The organism is Pseudomonas putida, assembly GCF_028682175.1.
GTDB classification, from domain to species: Bacteria; Pseudomonadota; Gammaproteobacteria; order Pseudomonadales; family Pseudomonadaceae; genus Aquipseudomonas; species Aquipseudomonas putida_AD.
In genome coordinates this window covers 106,171-127,893 of record NZ_JANHKS010000002.1, presented here as the reverse complement: position 1 = coordinate 127,893, position 21,723 = coordinate 106,171, and the positions used below count along the sequence as shown (strand labels likewise).

Annotated in this window: 23 protein-coding genes; 12 read left to right on the top strand and 11 right to left on the bottom strand. The window is 58.9% G+C overall.

Annotation, left to right across the window (positions count from 1 at the left end; translation table 11 throughout):
• Positions 1-282: 282 nt before the first annotated feature.
• Both NPS29_RS02175 and NPS29_RS02170 read left to right on the top strand, forming a co-directional pair.
• Entirely contained in the window at positions 283-594 is a 312-nt protein-coding gene (locus NPS29_RS02175) for a hypothetical protein (RefSeq protein WP_274130433.1), read from the top strand.
• Positions 595-837: 243 nt separating this feature from the next.
• On the top strand, positions 838-1,659 hold the full coding sequence (locus NPS29_RS02170; protein ID WP_274130602.1) for an alpha/beta fold hydrolase: 822 nt from the start codon (positions 838-840) through the stop codon (positions 1,657-1,659).
• 61 nt (positions 1,660-1,720) lie between these two features.
• Here NPS29_RS02170 and NPS29_RS02165 read toward each other — a convergent pair whose 3' ends face one another.
• From NPS29_RS02165 to NPS29_RS02155, 3 genes are all read right to left on the bottom strand, one after another.
• A complete protein-coding gene (locus NPS29_RS02165; RefSeq protein WP_274130432.1) occupies positions 1,721-3,301 on the bottom strand; it encodes a PAS domain-containing sensor histidine kinase in 1,581 nt (526 codons plus the stop codon).
• Positions 3,302-3,353: 52 nt separating this feature from the next.
• Entirely contained in the window at positions 3,354-4,415 is a 1,062-nt protein-coding gene (locus tag NPS29_RS02160) for an alcohol dehydrogenase catalytic domain-containing protein (RefSeq protein WP_274130431.1), read from the bottom strand.
• A gap of 171 nt (positions 4,416-4,586) precedes the next feature.
• Positions 4,587-5,441 (bottom strand): alpha/beta fold hydrolase, encoded by an 855-nt coding sequence (locus NPS29_RS02155; RefSeq protein WP_274130430.1) that lies wholly within the window; start codon positions 5,439-5,441, stop codon positions 4,587-4,589.
• Positions 5,442-5,859: 418 nt separating this feature from the next.
• Here NPS29_RS02155 and NPS29_RS02150 point away from each other — a divergent pair, with 418 nt between their 5' ends.
• The 7 genes from NPS29_RS02150 (at position 5,860) to NPS29_RS02120 (ending at position 11,264) form a co-directional block, all read left to right on the top strand.
• Positions 5,860-6,834 carry a GlxA family transcriptional regulator gene (locus NPS29_RS02150; protein WP_274130429.1) on the top strand — a complete coding sequence of 325 codons (975 nt, stop codon included), beginning with the start codon at positions 5,860-5,862 and terminating at the stop codon, positions 6,832-6,834.
• Positions 6,835-7,082: 248 nt separating this feature from the next.
• Positions 7,083-7,742: a response regulator transcription factor gene (locus NPS29_RS02145; protein ID WP_274130428.1), complete on the top strand. Its 660-nt coding sequence runs from the start codon at positions 7,083-7,085 to the stop codon at positions 7,740-7,742.
• Between the two features lie 119 nt (positions 7,743-7,861).
• Positions 7,862-8,371, top strand: a complete 510-nt coding sequence (locus tag NPS29_RS02140) for a helix-turn-helix domain-containing protein (RefSeq protein ID WP_274130427.1) — start codon at positions 7,862-7,864, stop codon at positions 8,369-8,371.
• Positions 8,372-8,453: 82 nt separating this feature from the next.
• Positions 8,454-8,825 carry a response regulator transcription factor gene (locus tag NPS29_RS02135; protein WP_274130426.1) on the top strand — a complete coding sequence of 124 codons (372 nt, stop codon included), beginning with the start codon at positions 8,454-8,456 and terminating at the stop codon, positions 8,823-8,825.
• A gap of 279 nt (positions 8,826-9,104) precedes the next feature.
• Positions 9,105-9,707: a reactive chlorine resistance membrane protein RclC gene (rclC, locus tag NPS29_RS02130; protein WP_274130425.1), complete on the top strand. Its 603-nt coding sequence runs from the start codon at positions 9,105-9,107 to the stop codon at positions 9,705-9,707.
• Between the two features lie 359 nt (positions 9,708-10,066).
• Positions 10,067-10,402: a carboxymuconolactone decarboxylase family protein gene (locus NPS29_RS02125; RefSeq protein WP_274130424.1), complete on the top strand. Its 336-nt coding sequence runs from the start codon at positions 10,067-10,069 to the stop codon at positions 10,400-10,402.
• A gap of 40 nt (positions 10,403-10,442) precedes the next feature.
• Positions 10,443-11,264, top strand: a complete 822-nt coding sequence (locus tag NPS29_RS02120; RefSeq protein WP_274130423.1) for an alpha/beta hydrolase — start codon at positions 10,443-10,445, stop codon at positions 11,262-11,264.
• A gap of 361 nt (positions 11,265-11,625) precedes the next feature.
• Here the strand turns inward: NPS29_RS02120 and arsH are convergent, their stop codons facing one another.
• From arsH to NPS29_RS02105, 3 genes are all read right to left on the bottom strand, one after another.
• Positions 11,626-12,360 carry an arsenical resistance protein ArsH gene (gene arsH, locus NPS29_RS02115; protein ID WP_274130421.1) on the bottom strand — a complete coding sequence of 245 codons (735 nt, stop codon included), beginning with the start codon at positions 12,358-12,360 and terminating at the stop codon, positions 11,626-11,628.
• On the bottom strand, positions 12,360-12,830 hold the full coding sequence (locus NPS29_RS02110; RefSeq protein ID WP_274130420.1) for an arsenate reductase ArsC: 471 nt from the start codon (positions 12,828-12,830) through the stop codon (positions 12,360-12,362). Before NPS29_RS02110 ends, arsH begins: the two co-directional genes overlap by 1 nt.
• A 148-nt stretch (positions 12,831-12,978) precedes the next feature.
• Entirely contained in the window at positions 12,979-13,329 is a 351-nt protein-coding gene (locus NPS29_RS02105) for a metalloregulator ArsR/SmtB family transcription factor (RefSeq protein WP_274130419.1), read from the bottom strand.
• A 210-nt stretch (positions 13,330-13,539) separates the two neighbouring features.
• Between NPS29_RS02105 and NPS29_RS02100 the strand changes: the two genes are divergently transcribed.
• The gene (locus NPS29_RS02100; protein WP_274130418.1) at positions 13,540-14,040 is read left to right on the top strand and encodes a hypothetical protein; all 501 of its coding nucleotides are present in this window, start codon (positions 13,540-13,542) and stop codon (positions 14,038-14,040) included.
• Between the two features lie 27 nt (positions 14,041-14,067).
• On the opposite strand, the gene NPS29_RS02095 is transcribed toward NPS29_RS02100, so the two are convergent.
• Both NPS29_RS02095 and NPS29_RS02090 read right to left on the bottom strand, forming a co-directional pair.
• Positions 14,068-15,012, bottom strand: coding sequence for a DMT family transporter (locus NPS29_RS02095; RefSeq protein WP_274130417.1), 945 nt, complete (start codon positions 15,010-15,012; stop codon positions 14,068-14,070).
• 79 nt (positions 15,013-15,091) lie between these two features.
• Positions 15,092-15,820, bottom strand: coding sequence for a helix-turn-helix domain-containing protein (locus NPS29_RS02090; RefSeq protein ID WP_274130416.1), 729 nt, complete (start codon positions 15,818-15,820; stop codon positions 15,092-15,094).
• 711 nt (positions 15,821-16,531) lie between these two features.
• Between NPS29_RS02090 and NPS29_RS02085 the strand changes: the two genes are divergently transcribed.
• The gene (locus tag NPS29_RS02085) at positions 16,532-16,831 is read left to right on the top strand and encodes a hypothetical protein (RefSeq protein ID WP_274130415.1); all 300 of its coding nucleotides are present in this window, start codon (positions 16,532-16,534) and stop codon (positions 16,829-16,831) included.
• A gap of 163 nt (positions 16,832-16,994) precedes the next feature.
• Positions 16,995-17,375 carry a hypothetical protein gene (locus NPS29_RS02080; RefSeq protein ID WP_274130414.1) on the top strand — a complete coding sequence of 127 codons (381 nt, stop codon included), beginning with the start codon at positions 16,995-16,997 and terminating at the stop codon, positions 17,373-17,375.
• A gap of 236 nt (positions 17,376-17,611) precedes the next feature.
• On the opposite strand, the gene NPS29_RS02075 is transcribed toward NPS29_RS02080, so the two are convergent.
• From NPS29_RS02075 to NPS29_RS02065, 3 genes are all read right to left on the bottom strand, one after another.
• Positions 17,612-20,065 carry a TonB-dependent siderophore receptor gene (locus NPS29_RS02075; RefSeq protein WP_274130413.1) on the bottom strand — a complete coding sequence of 818 codons (2,454 nt, stop codon included), beginning with the start codon at positions 20,063-20,065 and terminating at the stop codon, positions 17,612-17,614.
• A gap of 92 nt (positions 20,066-20,157) precedes the next feature.
• Positions 20,158-21,111 (bottom strand): FecR domain-containing protein, encoded by a 954-nt coding sequence (locus tag NPS29_RS02070; protein WP_274130411.1) that lies wholly within the window; start codon positions 21,109-21,111, stop codon positions 20,158-20,160.
• Between the two features lie 26 nt (positions 21,112-21,137).
• Entirely contained in the window at positions 21,138-21,683 is a 546-nt protein-coding gene (locus NPS29_RS02065; protein ID WP_274130410.1) for a sigma-70 family RNA polymerase sigma factor, read from the bottom strand.
• Positions 21,684-21,723: the final 40 nt, after the last annotated feature.

Below are 21,723 nucleotides of genomic sequence, written 5' to 3'. Positions count from 1 at the left end.
GCCACATCGTGCCGTTGGGGATTTGAAAATAAAACGACGAAAAGCGTCGTGATTCCTGCCATGCGCCTGCTCGGATTTCAGTCGCGCACGGCCTCGATGTGAGGCCTGCGAGTGGGCGATATGCCCTGTACATACGCCATACCAAGGTGTGGGTTGCCTATGCGAACCGATAATGGCGCACCGCTCTCGCGCGCAAGATCATACGAACCAGTTCGAGCATTTTTCTTGCGCTGCCGTCTGGCGCCTTGATGACTCGGCACTGGCCATTCATCGGGGAATCCCATGAACACTGACACGTTGGAAAAAGTCGTTCTGATTCATACCCGCGAGTGTTTCTCCCAGACCTGTGGGCACCTGATGCAGGAATCGGTTGCACGTCTGAAAGCCTCCGATGGTTGTGTGTGCTGCCAACTGGATACCGCTGAGCGCCCTGTGGGGCGTTGGGCCATTCACTGCGCCTGGAATTCCATCGATGCGATGCGAGCCAGTTTCGAGTATCTGTTCCAACCTGCCGTCGACACGCTGATGGCCCATGACGCTTTGCTCTCCATACAAGTCTGTGACGCCGGCAGTGCTGGCGCTTCGCACAGCTGAACCTATCAATCTTCCTGACCTTGGGTTGGGCACTGTTGGCGCCCACCCCTGATGACTTTCGTTTACGACCCAAGAGAGGTAACGACTGTGTCTGACACTCCCAACACACCATCGAGCTCACGCAGGCAGGTGCTCAAGGTCGGCGCGACGGCGCTGGCTGCAGGTTCACTTTCAGCTATGGTCATGGGCGCAACCAGCGCCCAGGCCGCCACAGCGGCGACTCTCAAAGAAGGACGCAATGACATGACGAGCTTCACCACCTCAGACGGCACAGAAATTTTCTACAAGGACTGGGGTTCGGGGCAGCCCATCGTGTTTCACCATGGCTGGCCGCTCAGCTCCGATGACTGGGATGCTCAGATGCTGTTCTTCGTCTCCAAAGGCTATCGGGTCATTGCCCACGACCGTCGCGGTCATGGGCGCTCGACCCAGACCTCCACGGGCAACGACATGGACACTTACGCGGCAGACGTCGCTGCGCTGGTCACGCATCTCAAATTGAAGAATGTCGTACACATCGGTCACTCAACCGGTGGCGGCGAGGTGGCGCGCTACGTCGCTCAACATGGCGCGGGTCGGGTGGCCAAGGCGGTGTTGATTGGCGCTGTGCCGCCGATCATGGTCAAGTCGGCGAAGAACCCTGGCGGTCTGCCGATCGACGTCTTTGACGGGTTCCGGTCAGCACTCGCCGCCAACCGTGCGCAGTTTTACAAGGACGTGCCGGTGCCGTTCTATGGTTACAACCGGGAAGGCGCGAAGGTGTCCGAGGGCATCAAGGAAAACTGGTGGCGTCAGGGCATGATGGGCGGCGCCAAAGCCCACTACGACTGCATCAAGGCGTTTTCGGAAACCGACTTCACCGAGGACCTGAAAAAGATCAGCGTGCCGGTGCTGGTCCTGCACGGCGATGACGATCAGATCGTGCCAATTGCAGACTCAGCGGAGCTTTCGATCAAGCTTCTGAAAAATGGCACGCTGAAAGTCTACAAGGGCTACCCGCACGGCATGTGCACGACGCATCCGGAAGTCATCAACGAGGACCTTCTGGCCTTCATCAAAGCCTGATGCCCAAGACCCTTCATTGCCAGGCAGTGAAGGGCCTTTATCTGGCGTCTCACCGCGGCTGTCATAACGCAGGCAGCGTCAGCGTGACCTTCGCCCCAGACTGCCCATCACATCTGTTCGCCAGCTGAATCTCTCCACCCGCAGCTTCCACAATCGAACGGCATATCGGCAGACCCATGCCCATTCCCGTGGCCTTGGTAGTGAAGAAGCTTTCGAACAGCTTGCCTTCCAGCCCCGGCGCGATGCCTGGGCCGCTGTCGAGTACCTGAAGCCTGATTTCACCGCTGGGCAGGTGTTCGCTGCGTATAGTCAGCTCCCTTGAAGGGGAATCGGCAGACGCCATTGCCTGTGCGGCATTCATCAGCAGGTTGACGATCACTTGTTGCAGCAGCACCCGGTCGGCGCGCACCGCCGGCAATGAGACCGCCAGGTCAGTGGTCAGGCGCACGGCATGCTTGCGCAGTTCATGGTCGGTGAATTGCAGTGAGTCCTGAATGACGTCGTTGATCGCCACGTCCGACTCTTCCGCAGGTCGACGCAGAGCCATGCCGCGAATGCGCGTGATGACGTCGTCGGTGCGCTGGGCCTCATCGACGATCTGCATCAAGGCAATCTCCACTTCTTTCAAGTCAGGCTCGGGTCGCCGCAGCCAGCGCAGTGCAGCCTGGGCATACGTCGAAATAGAGGTAAGGGGTTGATTGATCTCATGGGTGATTGACGCACTCAACTCGCCCAGGATCGAAATGCGTGCCACGTGGGCCAGTTCGGTCTGCATGATCTCCAGCGCATGGCGCGCTGCAGCCAGTTCAGACAGATCGATGATGCCGATCAGGATTACCCCGCGCGCGATGTTCTCCCTGGAAAAACAGGCCGTGAACAGGCACTCGAATTCTTTGCCTTCAAGGGTTCTCAGGCGCGTGACTTCGATGTTGTTGGGGTGCCCCGCGAGGGATTTGACAACGCAACGGGCGTACACCTGGATACTCTCGTCGGGCCAGTAACGGTCGATGTTTCCGAGCATCTCGCTACGATCACCGCGACCGAACAGGCGGATGCTGTGATCGTTCAGGTCCACCACCTGAGTGCTGCGCATGAAGTCGCGCACCACCTCGGGGTGAGCCAGAAAATGCGCCTCCAGGTTGCGCACCCCGGCGTCGAGCAGGGTGCGGATTTTGGGGCCGACAGCGGTGAAGTCCAGCTCCCAGAACGACGCCGCCATGGCTTGAAACAGGTTGCGATAGCGGTACTCGCTGGCCTTCAGATGCTGTTCGGTTTCTTTGGCCAGCGAGATGTCATAGCCGGTTTCCAGGATGCCGACGGGATGACCGGCAGCATCTCGACGCAGCGACCATCGGGCATTCACTAATCGACGTGTCCCCGAGCCCGTAAGCCGGGAGAGCTCGCCTTCCCAATAGCCATCCGCCAACAGTCGGTCGTCTGCCGTGTCGTGTCCTTCGCGCTCGTGCCTACATTTGAGCAGCGTACGAGCGTGCGCCCCCAGCGCCGTATGTGAGGGCCAGCCGTAAAGCGCAGCCGATGCGGAGTTCCAGAAACAGATGGTTCCCTCCATGTCACGCACAAACACCGCGTCGTGAAAGCGCTCAAATACCTCGGCTTCGGCGAGGGTGATGGGTTGAGTCATTCGGCCGTCCTCACTGCGTATTCAGTCAGGCTTGGGGAAGTTGACGAGGATGTCATGGGTGCGCTTGGTCAGGTCCGCCGCTGGAATGATGCTGCGCTCCCATGACCAGAACGGCACGCAATCGAACGTCTGCCCGCATCATCCGGTCGTAGGCCTCGCTCGCCTGTTCCAGGGGAAACGTCTCTACCAGTGGATGGACACCCTGAAGGTTGGCGAAAGCCAGGGTCTGCTCGTTGTCAATCACCGTGCCGGTGAGGGCGCCGCTGACCGAGCGCGCGCCGAAGATCAGGTCAGTTGCGTTCACCGAAAGGGGTTCGTTGGGAACGGCGACCACGACCAATTGCCCCCGAGCCGACAGGCCTGGAATTGTCTCTGCCATGCCTTGTGCGGTTGGAGCAGTCCCGAGCACTACTTTCGCTCCGCCCAGCGAGCGTAAGACCTCGGCAACGTTTTCTTCGGTGGCGTCGATGTAGCGATGAGCCCCCAGCGACAGCGCCATTTCGGCCTTGCTGGCGCCTCGGGCGATGACCACGGTATGGAAACCCATCTTGCGGGCGAACTGCACACCCAGATGGCCCAGCCCGCCCAGACCATGGATCGCCACTACGTCACCCGCTTGCGCACCGGAGTTGCGCAAGGCGTTGAACGTGGTCAGGCCTGCGCAGAGCAGGGGCGCGGCAAGGGTGGCATCCAGCTCTTCGGGGACACGAACCAGTCCGCGCGCCTCGGCGATCATGATCTCGGCATAGCCACCGTCAACGGTCATGCCACTGATCACCGGGTTCTGGCAGGTCACTGGATCACCCTGGCGGCACGACGGACAAGTGCCGTCTTCGCCCGCCAGAAAGCCCACACCCACTCGCTGGCCAAGGGTCCAGCCCTGTACGCCGGCGCCGATGGCGTCGATGCGTCCAACGACTTCATGCCCCGGCACACGAGGAAACGGTACGCCTGCGAAGCCTTCCACGGTGGCGCTGTCAGAGTGGCAGACGCCGCAGGCTTCCACTTGGATTCGTACCTGGCCGGGGCCAGGCTCCGTAATCGGGCGCTCCACCAGTTCCAGTTTGCCGGGGGCGGTCGCCACGACGGCGCGATACGTTGCAGGCTTTGTCATAAATCACCTTGGTCGTGAAAAGTGTTGAACAGGCACACGGCCGCCGTCCCGCTCGCTCTGAGCACGACGTTTATGGCGCGGTTCTGGCGAAGAAGAGCGGTCCGTTGCTATCGATGAATCAGGGTGGGCCCGCGTTGCGGTGATTCGAACGCAGGCCCGGGCGATCAGAGGTCAGTCGTGGGCAGCCTCGACGAACGCGGCAATGTGCTTGGCCGCCGTGCGCGGGTATTGGAGCTGCGGGCCGTGGCCGGAACCGGGGAAAGTGACGATGTGCAGCGTCGGCAACTGATCGCTCAAGGCGTACCAGTTCTCGACGGGGAAGGCGATGTCGTGATCGGCGCCCAGATGCAGCACGGGCACCTCGGTATTTTTCAACACGTGCAACACTGCTTCGACCGGGAACACGGGGTTCTTGGGACCTTCGCCCAGTTGCGCGCCGGCCCACTCGTAAGGGACTTCCGGGCTCGGGTCTTCGCGCCTGGACGCCAGCCGGTTCCATGAACGCTCAGCGGCGGCCCGGCTGGAGGGCGAGGCGGGTTCGAAGAACAGGCTCACGAAATCTTCGAAGTTGTTATCTCGCTTGGCCAGTTCGTAGAACAGCTGTTCCCCAGGCTTGGCCAGAAGCCCTGGAGGGGTGGTTGCGATCAGCACCAGATGGCTGACCAACTGGGGCGCCTGGGCGAGGACGATCTGTGCGGCCACGCCGCCGATCGACCAGCCTCCCAGGACCACCTTGCCCAACTTCAGGGCCGTGATCAGCTCGATGGTGTCCTTGGCCAGCGAGGCAGGGTTATAGGTCCGCTCGCCGGTCGATCGCCCGAGGCCGGTGTAGTCGAAGACCGTGACTTGAAAACCCTGGTGCGCCAGCCCGTCCAGAAACGCCGGGTCCCAGGACTCCATCGTTCCTCGAAACCGCACGCAGAGTACCAAGGGGGTGCCGTGTCCAAAAGTGCGATAGGCCAGGGTTCTGCCGCCCACTTCAAGGTAGTGGGTCGCTGCATGAAAACTTACGGAGTGTTCAGTCATTGCGGTGTGCTCGTTGTGATGGAACGTTAAACGACCGATGTGATCAACACTTCAATCAATAAACTATGGGTGTGATCATTGGACTGCCATTACAGCGATCACGGGCGCAGGATGAATAGGACTCTCGTGCGTTTTCACCTAATGCGTATAAAGTGCGGATGCCTGTATTTTTAGTTGGCCAGCAGTTAGTCGCTACACCGGGTTAAACACGAGTAGGTTAAATTGATCTTACAAGCTGGCCTGTTCGCTTAGTTGCGCGTAGGATGCAACAGTAATCATCGCCCGATGACCTGTTTAATCCTCTTTTCGTGTCACCTGTGTCCGTTTTTATGTCGTTGGCTCATCGTGCATCGCGTTGACGGGAATTGAAACGACATTTAGGGTCATGTTTTCGGACATGACGCCGGACGGAGTGAAAATGCACAGAATCGGTTACTTCCTCACGGAAGGGTTTCAGGTCATGGCGCTGGGGACCCAGTCAGTGTTCGAATTTGCCAATGTGGTGGCCAAGGAACAGGTTTATCAGGTCACCAACTATTCGTTGACCGGCGGGGTGATCACCTCCTCGATCGGGGCGTCGGTCAACACCCTCAAGGCCAGCAGCGAGTCTCAGGCCGACACCTGGATGGTGTCCGGAATAGTGGATCCGCTGGCCCGCGACAGTACTGTTCAAGAGCTGGACTTCGTCAAGACCGCCGCCAGCCGCGCCCAGCGAGTCGGCGGGATGTGCACCGGCGCTTTCGTGCTGGCCGAGGCGGGGTTGCTCGAAGGTAAGCGCGTCACGACCCATTGGGCTTATGCCGGGGTGCTCCAGCAGCGCTTCCCGAACACTCTGGTCGAGCCGGACAGCATCTTCATCAATGACGGCTCCATCTGGACCTCCGCCGGCCTTTCGGCGGCGATGGACCTGGTGCTGGGAATGGTCGAAAAGGACTTGGGGCATGAGATTGCCAACCGCGTTGCGCGGGTTCTAGTCATGTATCACCGCCGCTCCGGGGGGCAGTCCCAGCATTCGGAAATGCTCAACATCGCGCCCCGTTCAGACCGGGTTCAGGCCGCGCTCGACCACGCCCGGGCCAACCTGACGGGCGATTTGAGCGCCGACGCCCTGGCGAAGATTGTCCACCTCAGCGAGCGGCAATTCAGGCGGGTATTTCTCGCGGAAACCGGCTTGTCACCGGCCAAGGCGGTGGAGCAACTACGCCTTGAAACTGCCCGGAACATGATTCAGCGCGGGCACCATTCACTGGAAATCATCGCCAGGGAGACGGGATTTCGTGACCGGCGCCACCTGCGCGAGGTATTTATCCGCAAGTTGGGAGTGTCCCCGCAATCGCTCAGGCGTGATGCCAGGGACGGACAAGATTGCGCTTCAGCCGCAAGCACTACCTAACCTTAGGTATGAATTGACCCGTTCACCCTGCGGGTACAAAGTTCACACCGACGTGTTGCCCGTAAGCCTAAGTAGCGTAGATGTTTATTATTGACGTCTGCGCTAATGTTTCGTCGTTGCAGGGTGCGCGTGAACTGTGACATCAACAGTGTCGCTAGATGGGGCGCAAGTCGCGAATTCGGCATACAGAAACGGGTGTTGGAAACAATCAACCCAGTCAACTTGAACCCTGTCGCCAGGGAGGCTGAATGTATCACTTAACTTCACCCAGCACCGCGCAAGTGAATGCGCCAGTTGTCTTGATTGTCGATGACGACTCGGTATTGAGCGGCTCGGTCGCCAGCCTGTTGAAGTCGGTCGGTTACGACACAAGGGCCTTTTCCGGCCCCGAGGACATGCTCGCCCATCCACTGGCGCGAAAGGCAGGGTGCCTCATTCTGGACGTCAGGCTGCAGGGCAGCAGCGGTTTCGATTTGCAGCAGCGGTTGGCGGAATCGGAGAACCGGGTGCCGATCATTTTCATGACCGGTCATGGCGACATCCCCATGTCTGTGCGAGCCATGAAGGCCGGTGCCGCCGATTTTCTCACCAAGCCATTCCGCTCTCAGGATCTGATCGACGCCGTGGCCGTTGCGGTGGCCAGCCACTCTGAGTTTGTCGAGAAACAGATTGAGATGGACGCCCTGCGCCAGCGCTTCGAATGCCTGACTCCCCGGGAGAAACAAGTCTTGGCGGGCGTGGTGAAGGGTCGGCTCAACAAGCAGATCGCAGGTGATCTGGCGGTCAGCGAGATCACGGTAAAACTGCACAGGGCCAACATGATGCGCAAACTAGGCGCCCGCAGCATCGCGGACGTGGTTCGGGCTGGCCATCAACTGGAGCTGTCGCAGTCCGGTTCGAAAAACTGACATCGCTCCATCAGGCGTACTCCATGCGCCCCCGCGAGGGGCGACTCTATCTGCTGTCCGCCTGACTGACGTCGCAGACACGTCCCAAGGCTCGGTATCGCGACTTTTCAGGTGACTTCATGGCCCAGGACCAACGTTTGCCAACGATTCCCAGTGTGCCCGGCGTCAGCGTAATGCAGGGCAGTGTGACGTTCTCCGGGCACTGGGACGGCACCTCGCTCACCCAAGGGGTTACACAGAACGGCGCGAAGCGCACGCTCGAGAACCTGGCGCCCTGGCGGGTGAAAAAAGCCAAGGAGCTAATGGTCGATCTCATGGCTCAAGGGTGCTCGATTGAAAAGGTTGCCAATGCCTGTGCCATCTCGCGCAGTCATTTCTCCCGCGCTTTCAAGAACGCCACGGGGCTGGCGCCCCACGACTGGTTTCGACGAGAACAGATTCGCAAGGCCCAGGCATTGCTGCGCACGCGAGAGCTGTCGATCTGTGTCGTGGCCCAGGAATGTGGGTTCTCGGACCAGTCTTATTTCACCCGGGTCTTCAGGCAGTTCAATGGAATCAGCCCCAGGCGCTGGCGGTTGCAGCATTGCGCGCAGGCGGCAGGCGTCTTCAGCGATGCATCCAACGAATGAGCGTCCGCCTCGCGGTGGCGGTCAACAGGCGGGCGTACGTGGCATCTGCATGCTCGTGTTCGTGGGCCCAGGATAATAAAAAGTGAATAACGTTACCCGTATTTCGATTGTCGATGATGACACATCGTGTCGACTGGCCCTGAGCAGCTTGGTGCGCTCACTGGGTTATGTGCCTTGCCTGTTTTCATGTGCCGAAGCGTTTCTGGCCTCAAGCGAAATCGATAGCACCGATTGCCTCATTTCCGATGTGCACATGCCTGGCATCGACGGTCTGGAGCTGCAGCGCACGCTGATCAGCAGTGGCCGATCCATCCCGATCATCTTCATCACCGCTTACCCCAAAGAGTCGCTGCGCAAGCGGGCGCTGGCGGCTGGGGCCGTGTGCTTCCTGAACAAACCCTACAACGCCCAGACCATCATCGATTGCATCCAGCGCATCGTGCCTCGCGACTGAGCCGCGGGCTGCCCGAAATTGGTCGTGCATGACTAACTGACTATACGTTGGTTTAGTGCATCTGTTACTTGGGTTAATTGTCGGCTGTGGGCGTGCGCGGTTAGCCTGTTCACCAGCGTTCAAATAGCCCGGCGTGTGTTTCGTTTGGGGCTACATGTTTCCCGGGTGGGATTTAGATGGGCTTGAGAGCATCGGACAAAAAACTGAGCCGATCACACATAACGGCCCGCTTTCTTCGCCGTACCATTTGACTGACTCAATTATCGGATGCAGGAAATCATGAAACATCAACCATCAGTTGTGAATGGGTTGCTTTTACGCGTCAGTCGCCTGGATAAAATCGGTATCCACCTGATTCGCATAGGCGTCGCTATTATATTTCTATGGATTGGCGCATTGAAGTTCGTGCCCTATGAGGCCGATAGTATTACCCCGTTCGTGGCAAACAATCCGGTGATGTCCCTGTTCTATGCGCACCCGGACCAGTACAAGGAACACCTCACCCATGAAGGTCAGCTAGATCCGGCCAAGCGTGAATGGCAGGCCGCCAATCACACCTATGCGTTTTCCAACGGATTGGGGACGGTTGAAATCCTCATTGGTGTGCTGGTGCTGTCCTACCTTTTTTCCCGCAGGCTTGGCATGGTCGGGTCGGTACTGGCATTCCTGACCCCGTGGGTCACGTTATCTTTTCTCATAACGACGCCTGAGGCGTGGGTGCAAAGCATGGGGGATGCCGAGTTCGGGTTTCCTTACTTGTCGGGCGGCGGAAGACTGGTGCTTAAAGATGTGCTGATGCTCGCTGGGGCCGTGGTCATGATTGCTGACTCTGCACGCCAGTTACTTGAGCAAAGAGCGACACGTGCTATGACTACTGCGTAGTAAGTCTGACAGTTACGCCATCTGTAGAGCGGGCTGCGATACATGTGAACTGCAGGTGTGCACAACTCAAACCGAAGCCGCCTTGAGTTCGATGTGCCCATCTGCGACTTCAAAACAAGTTTATGGGCATCAACTTTCATACCGAGGAGATCCAACCATGGCACGTTTCACTGCAATTGCGACCGATCAGGCCAGCGGCGCTACCGCTCAAGTGTACGCCGGTATCAAACAGGCTCTGGGGAAAGTTCCCAATGCTTACGCTGCTTTGGGAACGTTAGCCCCACAAGCGCTGACGGCGATGCTCTCGGCAGACAAGGGTTCTGGCAAGTGGTCCGCTGAGCAAAGCGGATCAGGAAACCGTGAAACTGACCATCAGCGAGTTGGCAGGTTGCGATTACTGTGTCGCCGCCCACAGCATGGTAGGCAAGATGGCAGGCCTAAGCCCGGAGACCCTGCGTCAGATTCGCCAGGGCAACGCCACTGGCGATGCCAAGCGTGATGTTCTGGTCAGCTTCGTACGCAGCCTCGCGCTCAAGCCTGGCACGTTGCCGGAAGAGGATGTCCAGGCACTGCAGGCCGCAGGCTACAGCGGCGAAGAAATCGTTCACATCGGGTTGGCGATCTCGGTGATTACCTTCACCAACGTGTTCAACCGCATCAACGACACGGTGGTCGATTTCCCCGTGCCTCAGTGACCTGTGACCCGGTGCTGTCATCGTCCAAAGGAGCTGCATCGTGAACCTCTTTGCCGAATTGAACGTTGCCGACCCCGATCTTGAAGCGGCGTGCCGAGCGTTTGCCGTACCCGAGCGGGTTTCTGCCTCGTGGAGTGAAGTGAGCTTTCTGGGTAAGGGATGGCAGGCGTCGCTGGACGTCGACGCGGAGCGCCTGGCTTTCTGGATGTATGGCAGCGGGCCGCTCATCCTGCTGATGCACGGCTGGTCCAGCCGGGGTTCTCACCTGATGGGGTTTGTAAAACCACTGGTTGCCGCAGGGTTCTCCGTTGCCATGTTCGATGCGCCGGGCCACGGCCACTCTGGTGCAGAGGTGTCGAGCGTGATTCACGCGGGCAAGGCAGCACTGAAACTGGCGAAGCATTTGGGCGATGTTCATGGGGTTATCGGCCATTCCGCAGGCTCAACTGCGGCGCTATGGGCCTTGAACAACGGGTTGTCGGCCCGGCGAAGCGTTCACGTTTGCGGGCCCAGTTCGATGACTTCTGTCGTGCTGGGGATTGCACGTGCCCACTGTCTTGACGATCGGCAAACAGCCGCTTTCTACAGCTGGGTGGAGGCGTTCATGGGAGCTACGCTGGCGTCTGTCGATCTTCCCGCACTGGGCATGGGGCTCGGACATTCAGGCTTGATCATCCATGATCGCGATGACCGGGTCGTGCCGGTCGCGCAATCGCGGGCGCTGCAGAAGGCGTGGGTGCATTCGACTCTGGTTGAAACCCACGGGCTCGGCCATCGACGCATCCTTGCCGACACAGACGTCATCGGGCGTGCAGTCGAATTCATGAACCTGACCGATCACGTGCTCGAAAGGCAGGGCTGAGCCTGCACCAGAATTTCTGCCCTGGGATCGGTTCCCAGGCACGCAGTAATTGTTCGCTCTTTTCCAGCTCCCGTGACTGTTGATCACCTCCGTCTACTTGGACGGATTCGCGGGAGCTGTTTTTTTTCCGGCATATCATCACGCGAATCGAAAGCTTTAGATCCCCTACGACGTGAGTACTCACTAGGGTGTGCTTCTGCATGCACTGGGGTCAATGCGCTCAATCATCGAAAAACATGCGAGCGTGCTGAACCCTGGCCTTCTCAGTGTCAGCTTGTGGCCGAAAGCGGACGCTCGTTCATCTTGCCTGAGCACCTGAACACCTGGTGCTCAGGTAAGAGCCGCCCTCGCCAGAACAGGCTCAGATCGAGCGCTGATTCATCCGTGCCGACAAGGCCTCGGCGCTCTCTTTCCGTTCGGAGTAGCGGTCAACCAGATAGTCCTCGCGGCCACGAACCAGCAGCGTGAATTTGACCAGTTCTTCCATCACATCGACTACACGGTCGTAGTACGGCGAAGGCTTCATTCGGTCTGCGTCATCGAATTCCAGATAGGCCTTGGGCACCGACGACTGGTTCGGGATGGTAACCATGCGCATCCACCGACCCAGAACACGCATCTGGTTCACGGTGTTGAAGGACTGCGAGCCGCCGCACACCTGCATCACCGCGAGGGTTTTGCCCTGGGTAGGCCGCACGGCGCCCATGGTTAAAGGAATCCAGTCGATCTGCGCCTTGAACACCGCAGACATCGCGCCGTGACGTTCCGGGGAGCACCACACCTGACCCTCTGACCACAGCACCAGATCGCGTAGCTCCTTCACCTTGGGGTGATCGGCCGGTGCGTCATCCGGCAAGGGTAGCCCTGATGGATCGAAGATCATCGTCTCGGCCCCCATGTGCTGGAGCAGACGTGCTGCCTCCAGCGTCAGCAGTCTGCTGAACGAACGCTCCCTGGTCGATCCATAGAGAAGAAGGATTCGTGGCTTGACGTTCGAAGCAACTGCAAGGCCCAGCTTGTCGGTGCTGGGCAAATCCATCAACGACAGATCAAGGGCCGGAAAGGTCTCGGCAGGGTCCGTATCGAATTCGCTCATCACAGTGCTCCAATCTGGTCCAGGGCCTGTTTCAGATCAGCACCCTGAAGTGTTTTCAGCTCCAGGGTGAAGAACGCGGAAAATCGCCTCTTGATGTGTTCAACCGTCGCATCGAATGCCGCCTGAACATCCTCATCGGTGCCCTGTGCCTCGGACGGGTCGCAAAGCCCCCAGTGGCTTTTTATGGCCGCGCCGAAATACACCGGGCAGGGCTCGCCGCCTGCCTTGTCGCACACGGTGATAACGACATCGGGTGGTGTGTCTGCGAAGGCTTCCGAGCCTTTGCTGTACAGGCCGGACGTGTCGATTCCCAATCCTTGCAGAGTGCTTACCGCACGCGGATTGAGCTTGCCGCTGGGGAAACTGCCCGAACTGATGGCGATGAACCCGTCCGGGGCCACATGATTGAACAACCCCTCGGACAGGACGCTACGGCAGCTATTGGCCGTACACATGAACAGGACTTTCATAAGCTGACTCCTACGCGCTGATGCTCAGGCGCACGGCAAGTACTGCCAGTTTCGCAAGAAGAATGGGAGAGGTGAGGACGCGGCCGACCGTGCCAGCGTGACCAGAAATATTGAGATTGCCCGCAGCATGTCAGTTCTCCAGAAGCACTTAGCAACAGGAAACCTGGCGTACCGGGCGACCTTCCATGGCAGCCAGGCGGCCCTGGTCATCACCTAGCCACGAACGGTTAGCTTCAAGCGTCGTTTGCAGTACATCCACTGCCCACTGAGGCAGTTCTGGATGAAGGCGGTAATAGATCCACTGCCCCTGACGGCGGTCCTCCAGCAGCCCGCAGGTACGCAACTGCGCAAGGTGTCGGGAGACTTTCGGTTGGTGATCGTCGAGCGCCCAGATCAGCTCGCAGACACATAGCTCGCCCTCGGCAGCGAGCATGAGCATGATCCGGGCGCGGGTTTCGTCACCGAGACATTTGAAGAACGTGTGGGGCTGAGTCGGCATGTCTGACCTGTATATTCGTTTCTGCGTATATACGAATCTACAGATGTATTTCTTCCATGGGAAGGCCTGTTTCGGTTTTGGTGGTTCGCGTAGCGGGGGCGAGGGTCCGCTTTCGAACCGACAGACCGTCCAACGTTGATCTACTGTGATGTGAGGTTGGCGGAACAGCCTGATTCACGCCGTGCTCATCATTTTCCAGGAAGGGCTTTGATGCTGAGACGTTATTTGATGACGATAGTTATGCTTTTTGGCATTGAATGCCTGTTCGTGGTCGACAAGCTGATATCGGCCAGGTGGCCCGAACAGTTGGAGGTGGTTGTCGGGACCTTTTCCGTGAAAAGTGGAGGGCGGGATGAGTACTTGTCGATCTCCAATGAGCAGGGGACCATCGTTCTCAGTTGCTCACTGGGTATCACTGGCACGACGCGATGTTTTTCAGAAGAGCAGCTTCGAGCTTTGACCGGTAAGCGTGTAACGGCTCACTGGTATCGTCAGTCGGTTTATGGCGGGATCAGGAACAACAAGCTGGTTGCACTCGATGACGGCGCGAACGTCATACGTGATCCAGAAAGGACCAGATCCCTGGATCGATCCAACATAAAAAGCTCGGCTATTGTTGGCGGCGTAATTGTAGGCCTTATGTGTCTGGTGTGGGTTGTGATTGTATTGCGACTGAAAGGTCGGCATGACGTCGCCAATAGCGGAGGGTGAAGCTCGGGCTCAGAGTCAGTATGTGCGCTAGCCAGCTTGGGAGTGCTGTGGACTGCGATGGCAATTCAGACACCAGACAACCCCCGTTACGAGGAGTGCGATGGCCGCCATCTCGTAGGTATCGGGTAACCGCTGTTCCCATAGAAAACCGAAAACCAGCGCCGCCAGCGTCTCGATCACCAGCACTTGCCCGCTGAGCGCCAGCGGCAGAAGTCGGCTTGCCTGATTCCAGCACGCGCCACCCACGACCGAAGAGAGAAGGGCCACTCCACCTGACACCAGGAAGAAGTGCAGCCATTCGCCGCTGCCATGGGTCTCTGCCTGAAAAGCCAGGACTGGCACCGCCAAAAGCAGCGACTGAGCGCCCGTCATGACCCCCGTCAGCAGGGCCCAGTCATGGGAGGAAATGCTGGCGACCTGCACCAGCCGCCGGGCATTGCTCACGGCGAACCAACTCCACGTCACCAAGGCACCCGTGGCGCATAGAATCCCGCCGATGCTTGTCGAGGTGTCAGGCGTGTCGCCATCGATCAGAGCGTGCCAACTGATGAGCACGACTCCAGCCAATGCGCAGCACAGCGAGGGTAGCAGCCTGGGGAGCGGGACCGCGTTTGCGTCATGCCGACCTGCCAACGTTACCAGCACCGGGATGAGCCCGACGATCAGAGACGTCGTCGCAACACCCACTAGCTGCACACCGGTGCCCACCAGCGCGTAATAAGCGATATTGCCGATCAGGCTGAGCCAGAAGAGTGACTTCCAGTCAGCCCAGACAAGATTTGCGCATACCCGCCGCCAGCGGGGCATGAGCAGAGCCGCCGAAATCGTGCCGTAGCAGAGAAATCTGAGCACCGCGAATTGCAGGCCGCTCAAACCTTGAGTGAGCTGCGGTCCAAGAAAGATCACTCCCCAACACAGCCCCGCGCAAACCCCGTAAACAATGCCCTTCAACAGCGACCGATCAACGAACATTTCACCCGCGCTCCAAAAACTGAAGCGTGAAGTCTGATGCGCGGGACTTGGGGAGTATTGTCAGTAACTGTGGGATTTTTTACCCGGACTGTTTTTGCGTCTTGCGATAGGCAGCCGGGGTGGTGGCGCTTATACGTTGCATCGCTCGGGTCAGCGAAGCCTGGTCGCAAAAACCTGCGCGCAGGGCGATCTCGGCTATCGGCAGGGAGGTGCCACGCAACCATCGTTGAGCTTCCTGGATGCGTAATTGCGTCAACCAGGCTTGAGGACTCATCGCGAACATCTGCCTGAATCGCTGGTGCATCTGGCTCATGCTCATGTTCGCGGCCTGGGCCATGGCTTCGTTGCTCCAGTTCGCCCCCGGATTGGCCCGCAGGCGGGCAATCAACTGCTCCATAGGGGATGGAGAACTGAAAGTGTCAGCGCCCAATGAAGAAAGAAGCAGCGAGCCCAACTGTGCAGCGCCGAAGGCCAGTTGCTCATTGCCTATCAGCTCGGCGAACTCGATCAAGCGCCGCGTTGCAGGGGAAATAGGCAGGTATGTCTTCTGAGCCAGCCGCCCCATCTGGAGCGTCTCCAGCAGCTTCGGCGCACAGTCCAGCACCAGAAAGCGGCTGCCTGCATGACTGAGCTGGGAGTGTACCGAGCCTGGGGTGACAACCGCTGCCAATGACTGATCAATGCACCCGCCACGCCCGTCCACGTCAATTTCCATCTGGCCACGAACCGGCAGGACCAACTGAGCATGGTCATGGGAGTGCTGACGGTTTTCCCGCTCATAGCTGCGGATTTCGAGGTTCAGGAGCATGGGTGCATCTTTCGAGGTAGTCTGGACGTGGGGGATTCTAACACTCGTTTGGAGTATCGACGGGGTGGTCGGGGTTGCAGTGGCTGCTATCGATCCAGAGCGGACATTGGACGGTCTAGTTCATTCGCGTAGTGTGCTGTTGTAGTTCTCAGTGACAGCTCGAGTATTCGCTTATTTTAGTGGTGCTTTCGAGGAAACTCTTCGTTCATGCCGTTGTGGATCTATTGAGCGGTTGTTACCAAGAAAACTCGTGGGTGGATCCTCGAAGCTGAACCAGTTGAGAACGCAGATTTTGATGGTCAAATTTTACGGCCATTGGGCAGTATCGACGCTAGATTGGATGTCTGGGCTTTGGTAGCGAGTCGATTCGAATTAGACATCTTTTGTGGGTGGTTCATGCGCGAATCCATCGAGGAAGTCACGGTTTCGCCCCAATGATGCGAATGCTCGGTGACCTTGGCATCTCTCTTTACGTTGACATTTATGCTCCGTAAGACGAGGAGTAACGTCGGTTTGCGCAAAAAATTCGTTCGTTCACTATGCGGGCGGCGAGAGCGCGCCGGGCTTGAGAGGAGTGGCCGCTCTTGGCCGGTTGCAGCCGGTCAAGAAACCCTACGCTTGCTCGCTTGCGGACATTGGATGGTATGCTGCATGCGACGGATTTAGTCGGATAAATGCCGTCAACGCCCTGCCTCGAAAGGAATCGAAAGTTTGATCAAGATGAGACATGAAAAATCCCTTAGCGGCACATTTGCCATCGCTGGATTCGTTTACGGCATAATTTTATTTTTTTCTGTGCTGGTTTGGTTTTTACCCGAGCGTGAGCAGGTTATCGCACATTTTCGCGTGTACATGGTTCCAACGATCATCTTCGGTTTCACGGGCAAACTCATTCATGAAAAGGGCAGTGGTAATGCCGAGAAAGTCGGGAAATATCTGTTGTCACTGGCCGCTCTGAGTTGCGGCGCTTTTTTCGGCCTGTTTATCCATACTTTTTTCACCGGAAAATAAATCTTTGCACGCGTACTTGATCCTTTGTTCGCTCGTAAGCAAGCTTGGTGAGGAGTACGGGTTCGGCGCGGTCTGCTGAGGGGCAGCTATCGACCCGAAGCGGACCGTGGCGATTGACAGTGGCTGCTACGATCCCACTTGAGATCTGCACAATCTGCGATTTATGAATTACTACGATGAAACCTGCTTTGCCAGTGTTTATCTGGAAGACAGCTACGTCCTTGCGATTGAAGAGGGCGTATCAACCTTGTCATTTGCAATGGAGTTGGTGCTGCTCGAATCACATCCCCTCTATGTGAAACCAGCAGATGGGGAAGCGTACTGCTATTGGAATGCACACATTCATTTCTGCCTGACCCAGCGCGTTCTTTGGCATGAAAGGAGTGTTTTGGTATCTAGGGATGCGAACGGTGACACCGATTTAGGCAATGTAGACGTATTCAGGATAGAAGGTGCCACTTACCACCTGAAAGGGGACTGGGGTTCGGTATCGGTTACCTGCGGCACCGTAGTGGTTGATTACGAAGGCAGTCCCCACACCTAAAACAACGTGCCGGATGATGGTAGATCGACCAAGGGCTGCTTCTGTCCGCTAGCAGCCAGTCAGGGCAGGGCGTCTTTCCCCCGCCTTGCCCTGCTAACACCTCCCAGCCGTTCAGGATCTGCAACGTACGTGGAGGATCCAGATCGAACTGCCCTGAACGCTACGAAGGGTCACTCGACAGACCTCAGGTTAAGGAAGCGACACGCCAGTGGTCGTCGCCAGCATGTCTGCGCGGTTCAGAAGCTTCCTTTCAACGTCACCATATAGTTGCGCGGATCACCGTAATAGTTGCTGCCGGTGCGGTTACCGATGGTGGCGTAGTACGTGCGGTCAAACAGGTTGTTGCCGTTGAGCGCCACGCTCCAGTGATCGTCGATGCGGTATTGCAGGCGCGCGTTCCACAAGGCGTATCCGGCCTGTTCGGTCTTGAAGCCGCTGGCCAGGCGCGAGATTTCGCTCTGGGCGGTGACGCCGCCGCCCACGGTCCAGCGGTTCAGGTCGCCGTCGAGCTGGTAGTCGCTCCACAGGCGCAGCGAGTGGCGTGGAATAAGCGTGTTGTAGGTGGTGCCGTTGCTCACGGCGACGTTGAGGTTGTCCACCGGGCTCAAGGTTTCGGTGGTGGTGTAGGTGTAGCCCGCACTGACCTGCAAGCGATCGATAGGCGAACCGTTGAGTTCCAGCTCCACACCCTGGGCGCGGATCTTGCCGCTGTCGACCGAGCATGAATCGCAGATCGTGGCATCGTCGACAGCAACGGCGGCGTGTTCCTGATAAGTCCGGAACAGGTTCGCCGAACCGTTGAGCGCGCCGTCGAACCACTCGCCCTTGATCCCCAGTTCGTAGTTCTTGCCGGTCTTGGGGTCCAGCACCTTGCCGCTGGCGTCGATGTCGGACTGGGGTTGGAACACGTCGGCATAGCTGGCGTACAGGGTCAGGTTCTGCGTGATGTCCAGCAGCACGCCAGCGAACGGTGTGACCTGGCCAGTCTCCCGACGCTCGTCAGTGGGCGCGACGCCAAAGGCGTGGCTGTCGTTGGTGTAGTGCCAGTCACTGGCCCGTGCGCCCAGCACCAGGGTCAGCGGCTCGGCCAGTTTCAGACGCAGATTGCCGTAGACGCCCTGTTGCTTGACCGTGGTCTTGGCCGGGTAGGGCGCACCGCCGCGGTAGCTGTTGTCGACGATGTAGCTGTCGCTGGGCTGGACGAAGTGCGTCGGGTTGAACACGTCCTCACGCTGCGGCATGAAGGCCAGCGCCCAGACGTCATGGCTGTGGGAATAGCTGGTGTTGGCGCCCACGGTCAGTTGATGCTCAAGGCCGAAGGCGCGGAATTTGCCATCCAGGTAGCCATCGAAGCCGTAGTCAACCGAGTCGTAGTCGAACAACGCGCCGATGGACTGGATCGACGAAGACGTCGCGCCCGGCGCTACCGTGCCGACCCCGACGCCTTGCACGTACTTCATGTTTTGCTGGTTGTGGGTCCAGGTTCCGGCCAGGCGGGCGTTCCAGTCATCGTTGAGGCGGTGTTTGATGTCGGCGAAAACGGTGGTGCGCTCGCTGTCCCAGTGGTTCCAGCTGGCGCCCAGGCAGGTCGAACGTTTGAGTCTGATGTCCGAACCGTCGCTGTAGCTGGGCAGGCCGCCGAAGCAGGGCGTGGCCTGCAGCTTTTCATAGGCCAGGCCGAAGCCTGCGGTGGTGTCGTCGCTGAAGTCATAGTCCAGTGCGCCGTAGGCGACCTGATCCTCGCGCTTGCCGTAGTCGTAGAAGTAGTGGCGACTTTGTTCGCCGACGATCGCCCGGCCACGCAGGGTACCGGCTTCGTTGAGCGGGCCACCGACGTCAATTTGGCTGCGGTAGTTGTCCCAGGTCCCGCCGGACAGTGTGAAGGTGGTGGTTGGAGTGCTCTGGCCGCGTTTGCGCACCAGATTCACTGCGCCGGCCGGGGTACCTGCGCCTTGCATCATGCCTGCGGCACCGCGCAGAAATTCAACGTGGTCGTAGAACGCCGTGTCGCTGCTGAAACTGTTGGCCTGCACGTAGTTGCCGCCGACGTCCAGCGGCACGCCGTCGTACTGGAACGGCGCGTCCATCCTGAACCCGCGAGAGAAAAAGTAGCTGCCGCCCATGGGTGAGCCGGTGACGGTCACGCCCGGCGTCTGCCCCAGCACCTGCTCGATGGTATTGAGGTTTTGGTCATCCATACGCTTGCGGGTGATGACGGTCACCGATTGCGGCGTTTCCTTGATGCTGTGCTCGCCTTTACCCAGGGTGATCGCACCGGTGGTGTAGGAGCCTGTGCCCTCGGTGACCGAGCCCAGCCGGGCGTTGATGGTGGTCGCACCCAACTCCATGGCGGAGAATTCTGCCACTTGCAGTCGGTATTCATTGTTACCGATCCTCTGCGCCGTGAGCCCGGTACCGGCCAGCAGCACCGTCAGCCCGGCGTTGATTTCATAGCGGCCATGCAGGCCCTGGCTGTTGCGTCCCTGTGCCATCTCGCTCAGGCCCACCAGATAGATGCCTGATTCAGCGGCGAAGCGCGACAGTACGTTACTGAGCGGGCCGGAGGGGATGTCGTACTCGCGGGTTGCCGTTTCAGCGGCCAGGGCCATGGCGCTGGGCAACGAGCAGGCGGCGAAGGTCAGCAGGGAGGCGCACAGGCCCAGGGGGGCGCAACGGGGACGGTAAAACATCGGTTCCTTGTCCTCAAGACGATGAGTTGGGTAGGGATTCACTCCTAAACCCGGCGAGGCACTGAAAAGCGGAACCGTATTTGAAGAAAAATTCAGGGCGCACTGTTTTTGGCACTGATCGTGGTCCACCAGGGCATGCGCCGTTCAACGGTGATCGGCAGAGACGAGGCGAGGATGGACAGCGCGGCGTCGACATCACGCAACGGCAGGGTGCCGAATACATTCAACTGCGCCACCGCAGGGTCGATTGAGATGTGGCCGAACTGATAGCGCGACAGTTCGTCGAGTACCTGGCCCAGGGGAATGTCCTGAGCCAGCAATAGGCCCCCGGACCACGCCCGCCTTGCAAGGTCTGCCGGGGCCGTCGGTGGTAACGGACCCACTGTGACGGTCTGTCGCTGACCCGCCGGAATGACCCGATGTTCGCTGCTGTCGGGACGGCTGACTTCAACTGCGCCTTTGAAAACCGTGAGATCGGTTTCCTGGTCGCGCAATCGGACGCTGAATTCGGTGCCCAGCGCCTGGAAGCGACCTTGTGCGGTACTGACGATAAAGGGCCGCTCGGCATCGTGTGCAGTATCGATCAGAATCTCGCCCATGAGCAGGTGCACCAGGCGTTTGCTGCCGGAGAAGTCCATATCAAAGGCCGTCGTGGTGTTTAGCCACACGCGGCTACCATCGGGCAACTGCACGTTCCTCAGTTCGCCAATGCCGCTGCGGTAATCGGCGATCAGGCTGGTACTCCAGGTGGGCAGCGGCGTCAGGCGCCAGGTCGACCAGAAAGCACCGATGCCGGCGAGCAAACCGAGACTACGCAACACGGCGCGGCGTCTAACGCGCTGATGCGCCATTAGCAGATCGTCGGCAGCGCGACGGCGGTCCGGCAACTTCCGCAATGGATCGAAGCGCAGGCTGATGGATTGCACGGCTTCCCATGCCTCACGATGGGCTGGCTCGGCCTCGATCCATCGACGCCAGGCTTCTTGCTGCGCCGGATCGACTTCGCCACAGCGTAATTCGGCATACCACTCGGCGGCCTGCTCCATGACCTTGAACCCAGACTGGGCAGGCATCAGTAGGGTGTCTCGGCGCAGAGCGCCGTCGCCTCGGACGCCGCCTGCAGTTGCAGGCAGCCCAGCATCGCCCGCGCCACGTACTTGCGTACCATGCGATCGGACACGCCCAGTTGCGTTGCCACTTCACGGTCAGTCATCTGACACACCACCGCCAGTACAAACGCCTGCGCGGCTTTGGCGGGCAGCTCGATCAGCATCTGCCCGACCTCCTGCAAGGCTTGCAATACGGCCGCACTCTGTTCTGCCGACGGCGCGTAGCGCTCTGGTTGAGCGGCCAGGGTGTCGAGCCATGCTTGCTCGATCTCTCGCCTCTGCCAGAGGTTGATGCAGATGCCATTCGCGATCTTGCGAAGATAGCCGCGAGCAGCCAGTGCGTTATCGAAAACAGGCTGCACAGGCTTGAGCAGCAGTCTCAGGAAGGTGTCCTGTGCCAAGTCCGCCGCATCGACACTTGACCCCAGACGCCAGCTCAGCCAGTGACGTAACCAGGCATTGTGCTCAGCATAAAGGTGCTCGACAGACGCAGAAGGCGGGTTCGGCATTGATTTGACTTACCTGAGAAACACTATCGAAAGAGAACTT